The 14,680-nt window shown below is 72.8% G+C and carries 10 protein-coding genes and 1 pseudogene; 10 read left to right on the top strand and 1 reads right to left on the bottom strand.

The genetic code is table 11. From position 1 onward, the window contains the following. The first annotated feature begins 36 nt into the window (after window positions 1-36). The 6 genes and pseudogenes from IEZ20_RS01585 (at window position 37) to holA (ending at window position 6,409) form a co-directional block, all read left to right on the top strand. The gene (locus IEZ20_RS01585) at window positions 37-909 is read left to right on the top strand and encodes a ComEA family DNA-binding protein (protein WP_308434633.1); all 873 of its coding nucleotides are present in this window, start codon (window positions 37-39) and stop codon (window positions 907-909) included. Then, complete coding sequence (locus tag IEZ20_RS01580) at window positions 906-3,653, top strand: ComEC/Rec2 family competence protein (RefSeq protein WP_189294235.1); 2,748 nt, start codon at window positions 906-908, stop codon at window positions 3,651-3,653. Before IEZ20_RS01585 ends, IEZ20_RS01580 begins: the two co-directional genes overlap by 4 nt. A gap of 54 nt (window positions 3,654-3,707) precedes the next feature. After that, window positions 3,708-4,595 (top strand): arylamine N-acetyltransferase, encoded by an 888-nt coding sequence (locus tag IEZ20_RS01575; RefSeq protein ID WP_189294234.1) that lies wholly within the window; start codon window positions 3,708-3,710, stop codon window positions 4,593-4,595. 96 nt (window positions 4,596-4,691) lie between these two features. After that, window positions 4,692-4,934: pseudogene (locus tag IEZ20_RS01570) on the top strand (YceI family protein); the annotation flags it as partial. A 66-nt stretch (window positions 4,935-5,000) separates the two neighbouring features. Then, window positions 5,001-5,246, top strand: a complete 246-nt coding sequence (locus IEZ20_RS01565; protein WP_189294233.1) for a hypothetical protein — start codon at window positions 5,001-5,003, stop codon at window positions 5,244-5,246. 173 nt (window positions 5,247-5,419) lie between these two features. Then, complete coding sequence (holA, locus tag IEZ20_RS01560; protein WP_189294232.1) at window positions 5,420-6,409, top strand: DNA polymerase III subunit delta; 990 nt, start codon at window positions 5,420-5,422, stop codon at window positions 6,407-6,409. Between the two features lie 454 nt (window positions 6,410-6,863). Here holA and rpsT read toward each other — a convergent pair whose 3' ends face one another. Then, on the bottom strand, window positions 6,864-7,130 hold the full coding sequence (gene rpsT / locus IEZ20_RS01555) for a 30S ribosomal protein S20 (RefSeq protein ID WP_030735567.1): 267 nt from the start codon (window positions 7,128-7,130) through the stop codon (window positions 6,864-6,866). A 225-nt stretch (window positions 7,131-7,355) separates the two neighbouring features. Between rpsT and lepA the strand changes: the two genes are divergently transcribed. The 4 genes from lepA to hemW all read left to right on the top strand — a co-directional run bounded on the left by lepA (window position 7,356) and on the right by hemW (window position 14,653). Then, window positions 7,356-9,230, top strand: a complete 1,875-nt coding sequence (gene lepA / locus IEZ20_RS01550) for a translation elongation factor 4 (protein ID WP_189294231.1) — start codon at window positions 7,356-7,358, stop codon at window positions 9,228-9,230. 260 nt (window positions 9,231-9,490) lie between these two features. Beyond that, on the top strand, window positions 9,491-11,365 hold the full coding sequence (locus tag IEZ20_RS01545) for an AMP-dependent synthetase/ligase (protein WP_189294230.1): 1,875 nt from the start codon (window positions 9,491-9,493) through the stop codon (window positions 11,363-11,365). A 207-nt stretch (window positions 11,366-11,572) separates the two neighbouring features. Then, complete coding sequence (locus tag IEZ20_RS01540) at window positions 11,573-13,393, top strand: SpoIIE family protein phosphatase (RefSeq protein ID WP_189294624.1); 1,821 nt, start codon at window positions 11,573-11,575, stop codon at window positions 13,391-13,393. A gap of 27 nt (window positions 13,394-13,420) precedes the next feature. Further along, window positions 13,421-14,653 carry a radical SAM family heme chaperone HemW gene (hemW, locus tag IEZ20_RS01535; RefSeq protein WP_189294229.1) on the top strand — a complete coding sequence of 411 codons (1,233 nt, stop codon included), beginning with the start codon at window positions 13,421-13,423 and terminating at the stop codon, window positions 14,651-14,653. Window positions 14,654-14,680 lie beyond the last annotated feature (27 nt).

Below are 14,680 nucleotides of genomic sequence, written 5' to 3'. Positions count from 1 at the left end.
GCGGCGGCTGCCGCTGCACTTGAACCGGGCGGTGCGGTGAGACTGCCGGGGGCGGGACCGAGGTGGGAGCCGGGGTCGAAGCCGGAGGCGAGGTCTGAACCGGAGCTGGAGTCTGAGTCTGAGCCGGGGCCGGGGCCGGGGCCTGAGCTGGAGCTGGAGCAGGGGCCGAAGTGGAAGCCGGACGCGGAGCACCCGGCGGCACCGGACTGGCGGGCGCGGGCCGGACTGGCTCTGCGCGAGCGGATGCCGGTGTGGCTCCAGACCCGGTACGGAGTGGAGCGGCGGGGAGCCGTGGCGCTCGCCGTGGTGCTCGTCGTCGCCGCCGTCTTCGCAGTGCAGCACTTCTGGGCGGGCCGGTCCCAGCAGGTGAGTGCTCCTCAAGTGGTGCGTGCCCAGGCGCCCTTCGACAGGAAGGGTGGGGGAGCGGCCACCGCACCGGCCGCGGGCACGTCGTCGGCACCCGGTGCGGAGATCGTCGTGGACGTCAGCGGCAAGGTCCGGCAGCCGGGGATCCGGCGGCTGCCGGCCGGCGCCCGGGTGGCCGACGCTCTGCGGGCGGCGGGCGGGGTCCGGCCGGGCGTGAGCACGGAAGGGCTCAACAGGGCCCGCTTCCTCGTCGACGGCGAACAGGTCGTCGTCGGTACCCCGGCCGGCTCCGCCGCCGCACCGGGCCCGGCAGCCGGTCCGCTCTCCGGATCCACCGGCACGGGCCCGACAGCGCCGGTCTCCCTCAACACGGCCACCATAGACCAGCTCGACACCCTGCCCGGGGTCGGCCCGGTACTCGCCCGGCACATCATCGACTACCGCACCCAGCACGGCGGTTTCCGCTCCGTGGACGAACTGCGGGAGGTCAACGGCATCGGCGACCGCCGGTTCACCGATCTGCGCGAGCTGGTACGGCCATGAGCCGCGCACTCGGCAAGGCCGCCCCGCGCACGGAACCCGAGCAGTGTGAAGCCGCGCACACCGGCCGCAGCGGCCCCATGGACCTGCGCCTGGTGCCGCCCGCCCTCGCGGCCTGGGCCACCGCGGCCCTGACCCTGGACGCGCCGGCGTCCTGGGCCGCCGCGACCGCTGTCCTCTGCCTGGTCGGCGGGGCCCTCCTGCTGCTGTCGGTACGGCAGCCGGGAGCAGGCGGGCCTCGTCCCGAGGCCGGCCGTCGGTTCGACTGGGCGCACGGCCGGTCCGCCGGGACGCGCCGTCGGCTCGCCGGGACGCGCCGTCGGCTCGCCGGGACGCGCGGTCGGTTCGGCTGGGCGCGCGGTCGGTTCGGCTGGGCGCGTCCAGCCGTCGCCGCGACGCTGCTCTGTGTCGCCGCGGCAGCCACGTCCGCCGGACTGCACGGGGCCGACGTCCGGCGCGGGCCCGTGCCGGAGCTGGCACGACGGTTCGCGACCGTCACCGCCGAGATCGAGGTGCGCGGTGACCCATGGCTGAGCAGGCCGCAGGTGCGAGGCGATCACGCGGCGCCCGTGGCGGTGCTGGCCCGGGCCGAGCTGCGGACCGTCGAGGAGGCCGACGGAAGGAGTGTGCGGACCCGGACACCCGTGCTGGTGATCGTCGACCCGGACGTCCCGGCACCGCACGGCGACGCGGTGGGGAGCCGGGGTTCCGGGCCGCCGCCCACCCGCGCCGCACAAGGCACCCCGGCCGGGCGGGCCGCCTGGCTCGGACTCCTTCCGTCCACACGGCTGCGGGTTACCGGGCGACTGGCGCCTGCCCTGACCGGAGGCGACCGGACCGCGGCCGTGCTGCGGGTGCGCGGCCGACCGGAGCCGCGGATCGTAGCGGGACCGAACGGAGCACAACGACTGGCGGGCCGGCTCAGAGCGGGCCTGCGGGAGGCGACCGAGGACCTGCCGGGAGACGCGCGGGCCCTGCTTCCCGGGCTGGTCGTCGGGGACACCTCGCGGATCACCCCCGAGCTGGACCACGCCTTCGAGGAGACGGACCTGACGCACACGCTCGCCGTCTCCGGCAGCAACCTCACCGTTCTGCTCGCCCTGCTCATCGGGCCGCCCGGCCTGGCACACCGGGCCGAGCGGCGTGGCCTGGCCCCACGACTGGGGCTCTCCCTGCGGGCGACGGCGCTGCTCTCGGGAGCGCTGACGCTGGGTTTCGTGGTCGTCTGCCGTCCCGACCCCAGTGTGCTGCGGGCCGCCGCCTGCGGCGCGGTCGCGTTGCTGGCCCTGGCCACCGGGCGCCGCAGATCCCTGGTACCGGCGCTGGCCACGGCCGTCCTGCTGCTGGTGCTGTACGACCCGTGGCTGGCCCGCAGTTACGGCTTTCTGCTCTCCGTACTGGCGACCGGCGCCCTGCTGGTGCTGGCGCCCGGTTGGAGCGAGGCGCTGCGGCGACGCCGGGTGCCGCCGCGGCTCGCCGAGGCGCTGGCGGCGGCAGGAGCGGCGCAGGCGGTGTGCGCACCGGTCGTGGCGGTGCTGTCGGCCCGGGTGAGCCTGGTGGCGGTGCCCTGCAACCTGCTGGCCGAGGTGGCGGTGGCACCGGCGACGGTGCTCGGCTTCGCGGCACTCGCGACGGCGCCGGTGGCGATGCCGGCGGCCAAGGCTCTGGCGTGGTGTGCGAGGTGGCCGGCCGGGTGGATCGCCGGGGTCGCCCGGGCCGGGGCGGCGCTGCCCGGCGCGGGAGTGGACTGGCCGGGGAGCTGGCCGGGGGCACTGGCGCTCGCGGCGGTCACCGTGGCCGTCGTCCTGGCCGGCCGGAGGCTGCTGCGACACCCGGCGTGGTGCGGGCTGCTCGGGGTGCTGGTCGTGCTGCTGGTGACGCGGCCGGCGCCGCTGACCCGGGTGATCACGGGCTGGCCGCCTCCGGGCTGGCGGTTCGCGATGTGCGACGTCGGCCAGGGCGACGCGACCGTGCTGGCGGCAGGGGAGGGGGCCGGAGTGGTCGTGGACGCCGGACCCGATCCGGCGCTGGTCGACCACTGCCTGCGGCGGCTGGGCATCACCCGTGTCCCCCTCCTCGTCCTCACCCACTTCCACGCCGACCATGTGGCGGGCCTGCCCGGCGTCCTGCGGGGCCGCTCGGTGGCCGCGATCGAGACGACGGGGTTCGCGGAACCGGCGGAGCAGGCAGCGTTCGTGCGGCGGGAGGCGGCCGAACGGCACATCCCCGTCACGACCGCCGCCGCCGGAGAGGAACGGCGCACCGGCCCCCTCACCTGGCGGGTCCTGTGGCCCCCGCCGCAGAGCACGCGTCCGCCTGACGGGACGGCGGTGCCCCCGGCCCGTCCGGGCACCCTGTTCGAGCCGGAGGGGCCGAACGATGCGAGTGTCGCGCTGCTCGTGCGCACGGCCGGGCTGCGGCTGCTGCTGCTCGGAGACCTCGAGCCCCCGGCCCAACAGGCCCTGTTGCGGTCCCCGGCGGCTGCCGAGCTGGCCGGAGTGGACGTCCTGAAGGTGGCCCACCACGGCTCTGCCTATCAGGACCCGGAGCTGTTACACCTCGCCGCACCCCGGGTGGCACTCGTCTCGGCGGGTGCCGGAAATCCCTACGGCCACCCGGCACCGGCGACCATGGCCGCACTGCGGGCCGGCGGCGCGGCCGTCCTGCGCACCGACCGCGACGGTGCCCTCGCGATCACCGGAACCGGAGGAGTCGAAGGGCGGATACAGGTGACGAGAGAGGACTAGGTACGGAGTCACACAACCAGCAAGGGAGAGAACGGCCTGCCCCAGACTGACCCCATGACATCAGCACAGACCGATACCTGCCCGACCGATACCTGCCCGATCGATACCTGTCCGACTGATACCTGCCCGATCGATGCCTATCTGCGCCGACTCGGCCTGGCCCGCCCGCCGCGGCCCACTCGTGAGGCGCTGCGCGAGCTGCACCTGAGCCATCTGCGGACCGTCCCCTTCGAGAACCTGTCGGTCCACCTCGGAGAGGAGATCACGCTGGAGGAGAAGCGTCTGCTGGACAAGGTGACCGAGGCGCGGAGGGGCGGCTTCTGCTACGAACTGAACGGCGCGTTCGGGACGTTGCTCGTCGCCCTCGGCTACGAGGTCGAACTGCTCGCGGGGCGCGTGTACGACAGCGAGGGGCGGCTCGGGATCCCCTTCGACCATCTCGCGCTGCGGGTACGGACGGCGGACGGGGACACCTGGCTCGCCGACGTCGGGTTCGGGGCGTACAGCCACTACCCGCTGGCCTACGGGGAGCGCGGGGAGCAGGAGGACCCCGGAGGCAGGTTCCGGGTGGTGGAGGCCGGCCCGGACCCGGCCGGGGTGCGCGGCGGCGCCGCACCGGGCGCCGGCGACCTGGACGTCTTCCGGGACGGGGAGCCGCAGTACCGGCTGGAGACCCGCGCCCGGGCGCTCGCGGACTTCGCGGCCGGCGCCTGGTGGCACAGCACCTCGCCGGAATCGCACTTCACGCGGTCGCTGGTCTGCTCTCGGATCACCGGGGACGGAGGACGGATCACCCTCAGCGGGCGCAGGCTGAAGACGACCGCGGTGGACGGCACGCAGGAGACGCGCGAGCTGGAGACGGACGACGAGGTGCTGGCGGTCTACCGGGAGCGCTTCGGGATCGAGCTGAGCTGTGTGCCGACTGTGCGAAACCCTGACTGACCTGGCCGACCGATCCGGCTCAGCCACAGCGCATGCACCGGATGCGCATGCACCGGATGCGCATGATCTGGGCCCGTGGTGCCGCGAATGCCGCCCCGGTGGGCGGTCACCGGAGCGCTGTCGCTGCACGGCGTGACCCGCACGGTCACGCTCGACACCGAGTACCTCGGTCTCGGCAACGGCATGGAGGGCGAGGTGCGGGCCGCCTGCCGGGCCACCACCGAGCTGCCCGGGGACGACTTCACGGTCAGCTGGCAGGCGATACCGGCGCGGGGCATCGCGGGGGTCGGGCCGAGCATCCGGGTCGACCTCGACATACAGATCGTCCCCGAGACCTGACCTGCCCGTTCCGTCCAGGGTTTGACCTGCCTCTTCGCCCCGTCCCCGGTACCGGAGAATGGGCTCGTGAGTGATGTGAGACATGTGCTGGTGCTGCCCGACCGCGACGCCGCCGAGGAGGCGGCCGAGGCGCTCGGGGAGCGGTTCGGTGTCGACGAGGAGCCCCAGCTCGTCCGGGACGCCTTGGCCGGCGAGGACGACGCCGAGGACGCCCAGTGGCTGGTGGTCGTGCACGACGAGCACGAACGCCTCGACCCCGCCGAGCTGGACGCGTTCGCGGGGGAGTGGGACGGCTGGCGCGAGGAGCCCTGACCCCGGCCCTCTATCCCTTATCTCCTGTCCCTGTCCCTGTCCCTGCCTCTGCCTCCTCCCCGCCCCCAACCCGCACCCCTCCCCGTCCCCACCCCGCACTCAGGGTCCGCTCCGGGGCCGGTCAGGGTGGCGGGGCCGCTTCGATGTCGGTGCCGCGTGGGATGCTTTAGGCGATGGCCAGGAAGACTGCGAATGACGACCCTCTCGCCCCGGTGACCCTTGCCGTGGGCCAGGAGGACCTCCTGCTCGACCGTGCCGTGCAGGAGGTGGTGGCCGCCGCCAAGGCCGCCGACGCCGACACGGACGTACGTGACCTGACCCCGGACCAGCTGCAGCCCGGCACACTCGCCGAGCTGACCAGCCCGTCGCTCTTCGCCGAGCGCAAGGTCGTGGTCGTACGCAACGCGCAGGACCTGTCCGCCGACACGGTCAAGGACGTGAAGGCGTACCTCGGCTCGCCCGCCGAGGAGATCACGCTCGTGCTGCTGCACGCGGGCGGAGCCAAGGGCAAGGGGCTGCTGGACGCCGCGCGCAAGGCGGGCGCGCGGGAGGTGGCCTGCCCGAAGATGACCAAGCCGGCGGACCGGCTGGCCTTCGTGCGGGGGGAGTTCCGCTCGTTCGGGCGCTCGGCCACTCCCGAGGCCTGCCAGGCGCTCTGCGACGCCATCGGGAGCGATCTTCGGGAGCTGGCCTCGGCGGTCTCCCAGCTGGTCGCCGACGTGGAGGGCACGATCGACGAGGCGGTGGTCGGGCGGTACTACACGGGCCGTGCAGAGGCGTCCAGCTTCACTGTCGCCGACCGGGCCGTGGAGGGCCGTACGGCGGAGGCGCTGGAGGCGCTCAGATGGTCGCTGGCCACGGGCGTGGCACCGGTGATGATCACCAGTGCGCTGGCGCAGGGCGTGCGGGCGATCGGGAAGCTGTCCTCGGCGCGGGGTGGCCGGCCGGCCGACCTGGCGCGTGAGCTGGGTATGCCGCCGTGGAAGATCGACCGGGTGCGGCAGCAGATGCGGGGCTGGACGCCCGACGGGGTCGCGGTGGCGATGCGAGCGGTCGCCGAGGCCGACGCGGGTGTGAAGGGGGGCGGGGACGATCCCGAGTACGCGTTGGAGAAGGCAGTGGTGGTGATCGCGCGGGCGGCGCGGTCGAGGGGCCGGGGCTGATCCGGTCACCCCGGCGGTCGCCGCGCTGGAGAATCGTACGTATCAGCCGTACATCCGTATCAGCCGTAAACCCGTATCAGCCGTGCATCGCCGGCGAAGATCCGCTGTCCGGTGACTTCAAGGGACAGGACGCGGTCATCGGGGTGTACGGCCGGCTCTTCCAGGAGACCGGTGGCGGCTTCCGGACGGGTCCGCGCAGTGTGTACGTCGACGGCCGGGGGCACGCCGTGGCCCTGCACCTGTGGGGACGGCTGCCTCGCCCGAGTCCGGGCGCATGCCGAAGGCCCCGGCACCCGCCTTGGGGAAAGGAGAGGTACCGAGGCCTTCGGATCAAGCTGGTGAGCCCGTTCCCGCGTGGCGAACGCAGGCCGCGAACAGGCTCGGGGGTGCCGGACGGGGGCGGATGAGAGAGGGCCCGCCCTGGGTCCCTCCGGCGGTCAGATCAGAAAGGGGTTCAGCCCTTGAGGGACGCGACCTTGGAAGCAAGCGCCGACTTCTTGTTGGCGGCCTGGTTCTTGTGGATGACGCCCTTCGAGACGGCCTTGTCGAGCGCCCGCGCGGCAGCGCGCTGCAGCTCGGTGGCCTTCTCGGCGTCACCCGCGGCAGCGGCCTCACGGGCCTTGCGGATCGCGGTCTTCAGGGAGGACTTGACGGCCTTGTTGCGCAGCCGAGCCTTCTCGTTGGTCTTGATCCGCTTGATCTGGGACTTGATGTTCGCCACGAAGGAGCCTTTTCAGGTTCAGGTGCGGGGCCGCGAGGGTCCCGTTCCGGTGATCCAAACTTTTCTGTCGCGCCTCGCGCTGAGAGGGCATGAGGCACAGCCATCTACAGTACCAGTGGCCCTCCGGACGGCCCAAAACGGCCCCCGGTCCCTCCGCGTGGGACCATGGAGACTACGTAACGATCCGACCCGAGGCATAAGGCGCCTCAAGAGACAGGACCCTGCGTGCCCGCGACCCCTAACCATGTGCCCGAGCCGAGCCGTACCGACCCGGCTCTGATCCGCAATTTCTGCATCATCGCGCACATCGACCACGGCAAGTCCACGCTCGCCGACCGGATGCTCCAGCTGACCGGTGTGGTCGAGCAGCGGCAGATGCGTGCTCAGTACCTCGACCGGATGGACATCGAGCGCGAGCGCGGCATCACGATCAAGTCCCAGGCGGTGCGTCTGCCCTGGGCCCCGACCGAGGGCCCCGACCAGGGCACGACCCACATCCTCAACATGATCGACACCCCGGGGCACGTCGACTTCACCTACGAGGTCTCGCGGTCGCTCGCCGCCTGCGAGGGGACCATCCTCCTCGTCGACGCCGCCCAGGGCATCGAGGCGCAGACCCTCGCCAACCTCTACCTGGCGATGGAGAACGACCTCACGATCATCCCGGTGCTGAACAAGATCGACCTGCCGGCCGCCCAGCCGGAGAAGTTCGCCGAGGAGCTGGCGAACCTGGTCGGCTGTGACCCGGAGGACGTGCTCAAGGTCTCCGCGAAGACCGGGCTCGGTGTGGACGCGCTGCTGAACAAGGTCGTCAAGGAGATCCCGGCGCCGGTCGGGGTCGCCGACGCGCCCGCCCGCGCGATGATCTTCGACTCGGTCTACGACTCCTACCGCGGTGTCGTGACGTACGTCCGTGTCATCGACGGCCAGCTCAACAAGCGCGAGCGCATCAGGATGATGTCGACCGGCGCGACGCACGAGCTGCTGGAGATCGGCGTCAGCTCGCCCGAGATGCTCCCGGCGGACGGCCTCGGCGTGGGTGAGGTGGGATACCTCATCACCGGTGTGAAGGACGTGCGGCAGTCGAAGGTCGGTGACACCGTCACCAGCCAGGCAAAGGGTGCGACCGAGGCGCTCGGCGGCTACAAGGACCCGAAGCCGATGGTCTTCTCGGGCCTGTACCCGCTGGACGGCTCGGACTACCCGGAGCTGCGCGAGGCCCTGGACAAGCTGCAGCTCAACGATGCCGCGCTGGTCTACGAGCCGGAGACCTCCGCGGCCCTCGGCTTCGGTTTCCGCGTGGGCTTCCTCGGCCTGCTGCACCTGGACGTGATCCGGGAGCGGCTGGAGCGCGAGTTCGGTCTCGACCTGATCGCCACCGCGCCGAACGTGGTCTACCGGGTGGTGATGGAGGACGGCAGCGAGCACACCGTCACCAACCCGAGCGAGTTCCCCGAGGGCAAGATCAACGAGGTGTACGAGCCGGTCGTGCGGGCCACCATCCTCGCGCCGACCGAGTTCATCGGCTCGATCATGGAGCTGTGCCAGACCCGGCGCGGCACCCTCCTCGGCATGGACTACCTCTCGGAGGACCGGGTCGAGATCCGCTACACGCTGCCGCTCGCGGAGATCGTGTTCGACTTCTTCGACCAGCTGAAGTCCAAGACCCGCGGCTACGCCTCGCTGGACTACGAGCCCACCGGCGAGCAGACCAGCTCCCTGGTCAAGGTCGACATCCTGCTGCACGGCGACAAGGTGGACGCGTTCTCGGCGATCACCCACAAGGACCAGGCGTACGCGTACGGCGTGCGGCTCGTCGCCAAGCTCAAGGAGCTGATCCCGCGGCAGGCCTTCGAGGTGCCGGTGCAGGCCGCCATCGGCTCGCGGGTCATCGCCCGCGAGACCATCCGCGCCATCCGCAAGGACGTCCTCGCCAAGTGCTACGGCGGTGACATCTCCCGTAAGCGGAAGCTGCTGGAGAAGCAGAAGGAAGGCAAGAAGCGGATGAAGATGGTGGGTTCCGTGGAGGTTCCGCAGGAGGCCTTCATCGCGGTCCTGTCCAGCGATGACAGCGCGGGGTCGGGCAAGGGCAAGAAGTAACCGGAGGTAACGGCCGGTCACGCCCGCAAACCGGGCAAGTGAGGGCCCGCCGTGCGAAAGCACGGCGGGCCCTCGCGCGTTCCCGGCGTCATGCTGAGGGGAAAGTGACAGGCCGAAGCCCCTTACGCGGCGGGCGGTCGCCCCTTACCCTGATCCCTGCTCGATAGTTACTCGCGAGTTAAACAAGAGCCTGAATCCCCACCGTGAGTTAACCCAGCCGCACCGAGTAGCCGCACCGTCGCGGGCCCCCGGAGGATGTCGTGAGCGACACACAGACCCTGATCGAGAACCGTCCGCCGTCCGTGGCAGCCCTCTTCCTGGAGCGCGTGGCGGCCACACCGGACGCCGAGGCCTACCGCTACCCGGTCCCGCCGGCCTCCGGCCAGGGCCCCGACGACTGGAAGTCGCTCAGCTGGGCCCAGGCGGCCGAGCGGGTGTACGCCATCGCGGCCGGCCTCATCGACCTGGGCGTCCAGCCCGAGCAGCGGGTGGCGCTCGCCTCCTCCACCCGGGTCGAGTGGATCCTCGCCGACCTCGGCATCATGTGCGCCGGCGGCGCCACCACCACCGTCTACCCGCAGACCAACGCCGACGAATCGGCGTTCATCCTCTCCGACTCCGAGAGCCGGGTGCTGATCGCCGAGGACGCGGCCCAGCTCGCCAAGGCCGTGGAGAAGCGTCCCGAGCTGCCCGAGCTGACCAAGGTCGTGGTCATCGACGCGGCCGGCGTCGAGACCGGCGACTGGGTGATCAGCCTCGCCGAGCTGGAGGAGCGCGGTACCGCCTACCTGGAGCAGCACCCGCAGCTCATCAAGGAACGCGTCGGGGCGATCACCAAGGACCAGCTCGCCACCCTCATCTACACCTCCGGCACGACCGGCCGCCCCAAGGGCGTGCGGCTGCCGCACGACAACTGGGCCTACATGGCGAAGGCCATCGCCGCGACCGGCCTGATCGGCGGCGAGGACGTGCAGTACCTGTGGCTGCCGCTCGCGCACGTCTTCGGCAAGGTGCTCACCTCCGGCCAGATCGAGGTCGGGCACGTCACGGCCGTCGACGGCCGGGTCGACAAGATCATCGAGAACCTCCCGGTGGTCCAGCCGACGTACATGGCGGCCGTGCCGCGCATCTTCGAGAAGGTCTACAACGGCGTCGCCGCCAAGGCCCGCGAGGGCGGCGGGGCCAAGTACAGGATCTTCCAGTGGGCCGCCGAGGTCGCCCGCGAGTACGCCAAGGCCAGCCAGGACAACTTCCGCCGCACCGGCACCGCCTCCGTGCCGTTCGGGCTCGGCGCCAAGCACAAGATCGCCGACGCCCTCGTCTACGGCAAGCTCCGCGAGGCCTTCGGCGGCCGGCTGCGCGCCTGCGTCTCCGGCGCCTCCGCGCTCTCCCCGGAGATCGGCTACTTCTTCGCCGGAGCCGGCATCCACATCCTGGAGGGCTACGGCCTGACCGAGACCTCCGCCGCCTCCTTCGTCAACCCTGGCGAGGCCTACCGCACCGGTACGGTCGGCAAGCCGCTGCCCGGCACCGAGGTGCGCATCGCCGACGACGGCGAGATCCTGCTGCGCGGCCCCGGCATCATGGAGGGCTACCACCAGCAGCCCGAGAAGACCGCCGAGGTGCTGGAGTCCGACGGCTGGTTCCACACCGGGGACATCGGCGAGCTGTCCCCCGACGGCTATCTGCGCATCACCGACCGCAAGAAGGACCTCATCAAGACGTCCGGCGGCAAGTACGTCGCTCCGGCGGAGCTCGAGGGGCAGTTCAAGGCGGTGTGCCCGTACGTGTCCAACATCCTCGTGCACGGCGCCGACCGGAACTACTGCACCGCCCTCATCGCCCTGGACGAACTCGCGATCCAGGAGTGGGCGAAGGAGAACGGCCTGGAGGGCAAGCCGTACGCGGAGATCGTCGCCGCGCCGCAGACGGTGGAGATGGTCGACGGGTACGTGCGGCAGCTCAACGCCGGGCTCCAGCGCTGGCAGACGATCAAGAAGTTCCGGCTGCTGCCGCGGGACCTCGATGTGGAGCACGGCGAGATCACGCCGAGCCTGAAGCTGAAGCGGCCGGTGGTGGAGCGGGAGTACAAGCACCTCATCGACGAGATGTACGCGGGGACGCGGGAGGCGTAGCGCGGTTCCGGAGCGGCGGCGGGGAACGCCCGCCGCCTGCGGGCCGTCCACGGCCCGGCGCGCCCCGCGCCGGGCCCGCACAGCGGCACAGCCCCGCGCCCCGTGGGGAGATTGTGCTCAGCGGCGCTCGAAAGTGTCCGCCTTCCGGCCACTTGAGTAACTCACCGCTTATGGGTGCCCCCGGTCTGTCACCCTGACCGCATGGACATGGCGGCCATACCGACGCAGCGGGAGAGCGGCGCCCAGCCCGGGGAGCGCCGAGGGCGGGCCACGCTGCCCGGGAGCGCCCTCGCCCCGGGTTCGGCCCGCGCGCTGGTGCGGGCCGCGCTCGCCGAGGCACCCGGGGTCACCGCGCGGCTCGCCGACGACGTCATGGCCGTCGTCAGCGAGCTGGTCACCAACGCGGTCGTGCACGCCGGTACCGAGGTGCACGTCGAGTGGCGGCTGGAGGAGACCGGCGCGTTCGTGGTCGAGGTCGGCGACCAGCACCCGTCCCGTGCCCCGCGGGACGCCACGAGCGGTGAGGGGGCGTACGACACCCCGGAGTACGGGCGCGGCCTGCGCCTCGTCGCCACGCTCGCCGAGTCCTGGGGCGTCACCTACCGCACCGGCGCCAAGACCGTGTGGGCGCGGCTGCACCCGGGCGGCGGCGAGGCCCTGGACGGACCGGCCCCCGAGCCCGCCCTGGGCGTCGCCGAGGCCCTCGCCCCGCAGCCGCACCGCGCCGACGGCGACCGGGACTGGCTCGGCCGGGGCGCCCTGTCCTTCCTCGCCGAGGCCTCCGACCTGCTCGCCGGGCAGCTGGACGAGAACCTGGTCGCCGCGCTCACCGGTCAGCTGATCGTGCCCCGGCTCGCCGACTGGTGCGCGGTCTGGCTGGAGGACGAGGCGACCGTGCGCGGCGGCGCCGGCGGCGGGCCCACCCGGGTCTGGCACGCCAGCGAGACCCGGATCGAGGAACTGCGGTGCGCCCTGGAGAAGGAGCCGCCGGGTCCGCCCGACGGGCCGCGCTCCGGCCCCGAGCCCTACCCCTGGCCGGGCCACGCGCTCGGCCCGCAGGGCGCCCAGGGGACGGCGCTGTCGTACCGGCTGATCGCGGGCGGCCGGCCGCTCGGCACGCTGGTCATCGGCCGGTGCGGGCCGGCGGGCTTCCCCGACGAGGTCACCGGGCTGGTGGAGGACCTCGGCCGCAGGGTCGCGCTGGCCATCGGCGCGGCCCGCCAGTACGCCCGCCAGGCCACCATCAGCGCCGTCCTGCAGCGCGGCCTGCTGCCCGGCGCGGTCGCCGAGATCCCCGGCATGCGCAGCGCGCTCGTCTACGAGCCCTGCGACATGGGCGGCCCGAGCGGCGACTTCTACGACCTGTTCCCGGCGGGCGACGGCCGCTGGTGCTTCGCCGTCGGCGACGTCCAGGGCAAGGGCCCCGAGGCCGCCGTGGTGATCGGCCTCGCCCGCCCCTGGCTGCGCCTCCTCGCCCGCGAGGGCTACCGCGTCGCCGACGTCCTGGACCGCCTCAACCAGCTCCTCCTGGACGACGCCACCGAGGCCGCCGACGCCGCCGCCCGCGCCCTGGTCGCCGCCGGCGCCCGGCCGCCGGCCGCCGGGGACGGCCCGCAGACCCGCTTCCTCTCCCTCCTCTACGGCGAGCTGCGGCCGTACGACGGCGGGGTCCGCTGCACCCTCGCCTCCGCAGGCCACCCGCTGCCGCTCGTGCTCGGCCCCGACGGCACCGTCCGCACCGTCGCCCGCCCGCAGACCCTGCTGGGCGTGGTCGAGGACGAGACCTACACCAGCGAGACCCTCGACCTGCGCCCCGGCGACAGCCTGCTGTGCGTCACCGACGGGGTGACCGAGCGGCGCTCCGGGACCCGCCAGTTCGACGACGGCGACGGGCTCGCCCGCGCCCTGTCCGGCTGCGCCGGGCTCAGCGCCGAGCTGATCGCTGAAAGGATCCGCCGCCTGGTCCACGACTTCGGCGGCGGCCTCCCCGAGGACGACCTGGCCCTGCTGGTGCTCCAGGCGGAGTAACACCGCCGGTGCTGGACAATGGAAGGCATGCCTTCCGCACTCCCCGACGGCGAGCCCGTCCCCACCGACGGCGCGCTGCCCGCGCACGCGCTCGCCGGGGCCGCCGACCGCCCGCTCGGTTTCTACCTGCACGTCCCGTACTGCGCGACCCGCTGCGGCTACTGCGACTTCAACACCTACACCGCGACCGAGCTGCGCGGCACCGGCGGAGTGCTCGCCTCCCGGGACAACTACGCGGACACGCTGACCGACGAGATCCGGCTGGCCCGGAAGGTGCTGGGCGACGACCCGCGCGAGGTCCGTACGGTCTTCGTCGGGGGCGGCACGCCGACGCTGCTGGCCGCCGACGACCTCGTACGGATGCTGGGGGCGATCCGGGACGAGTTCGGGCTGGCGCCGGACGCCGAGGTCACGACCGAGGCGAACCCGGAGTCCGTCGACCCCGCCTACCTCGCCACCCTCCGCGAGGGCGGCTTCAACCGGATCTCCTTCGGCATGCAGAGCGCCAAGCGGCATGTGCTGAGGATCCTGGACCGCACCCACACCCCCGGCCGCCCCGAGGCATGCGTCGCCGAGGCGCGGGCGGCGGGCTTCGAGCACGTCAACCTGGACCTGATCTACGGCACCCCGGGCGAGAGCGACGACGACTGGCGGGCCTCGCTGGACGCCGCCCTCGGCGCCGGCCCCGACCACGTCAGCGCCTACGCGCTCATCGTCGAGGAGGGCACCCAGCTCGCCCGCCGGATCCGCCGGGGCGAGGTCCCGATGACCGACGACGACGTGCACGCCGACCGGTACCTCATCGCGGAGGAGATGCTGGGCGCGGCGGGCTTCGACTGGTACGAGGTGTCCAACTGGGCCACCTCCGAGGCGGGCCGCTGCCTGCACAACGAGCTGTACTGGCGCGGCGCCGACTGGTGGGGGGCCGGACCGGGCGCCCACTCGCACGTGGGCGGGGTGCGCTGGTGGAACGTGAAGCACCCGGGCGCGTACGCGGCGGCGCTGGCGTCGGGGAAGTCGCCGGGTGCCGGGCGTGAGCTGCTGTCCGACGAGGACCGGCGGGTGGAGCGGATCCTGCTGGAGCTGCGGCTGCGGGAGGGTGTGCCGCTGTCCCTGCTCAAGGAGGACGGCCTCGCGGCGTCGCGCCGGGCACTGGCCGACGGACTCCTCCGGGAGGGGCCGTACGAGGAGGGACGGGCCGCGCTGACCCTGCGGGGGCGGCTGCTGGCGGACGCGGTGGTACGGGACCTGGTGGACTGATCACCCGGGCGGGGACATCCCCCTGGA

Source organism: Streptomyces cinerochromogenes, assembly GCF_014648635.1.
GTDB lineage: Bacteria > Actinomycetota > Actinomycetes > Streptomycetales > Streptomycetaceae > Streptomyces > Streptomyces cinerochromogenes.
Note: the sequence above shows the minus strand (reverse complement) of the source record. Positions and strands in the feature narration are given on the sequence as shown.

What these genes read in the sequence shown, in the direction of transcription:
- IEZ20_RS01580 (WP_189294235.1), top strand. Translation starts at nt 906, where the DNA reads ATGAGCCGCGCACTCGGCAAGGCCGCCCCGCGCACGGAACCCGAGCAG.
- IEZ20_RS01575 (WP_189294234.1), top strand. Translation starts at nt 3,708, where the DNA reads ATGACATCAGCACAGACCGATACCTGCCCGACCGATACCTGCCCGATC.
- holA (WP_189294232.1), top strand. Translation starts at nt 5,420, where the DNA reads ATGGCCAGGAAGACTGCGAATGACGACCCTCTCGCCCCGGTGACCCTT.
- IEZ20_RS01540 (WP_189294624.1), top strand. Translation starts at nt 11,573, where the DNA reads ATGGCGGCCATACCGACGCAGCGGGAGAGCGGCGCCCAGCCCGGGGAG.
- hemW (WP_189294229.1), top strand. Translation starts at nt 13,421, where the DNA reads ATGCCTTCCGCACTCCCCGACGGCGAGCCCGTCCCCACCGACGGCGCG.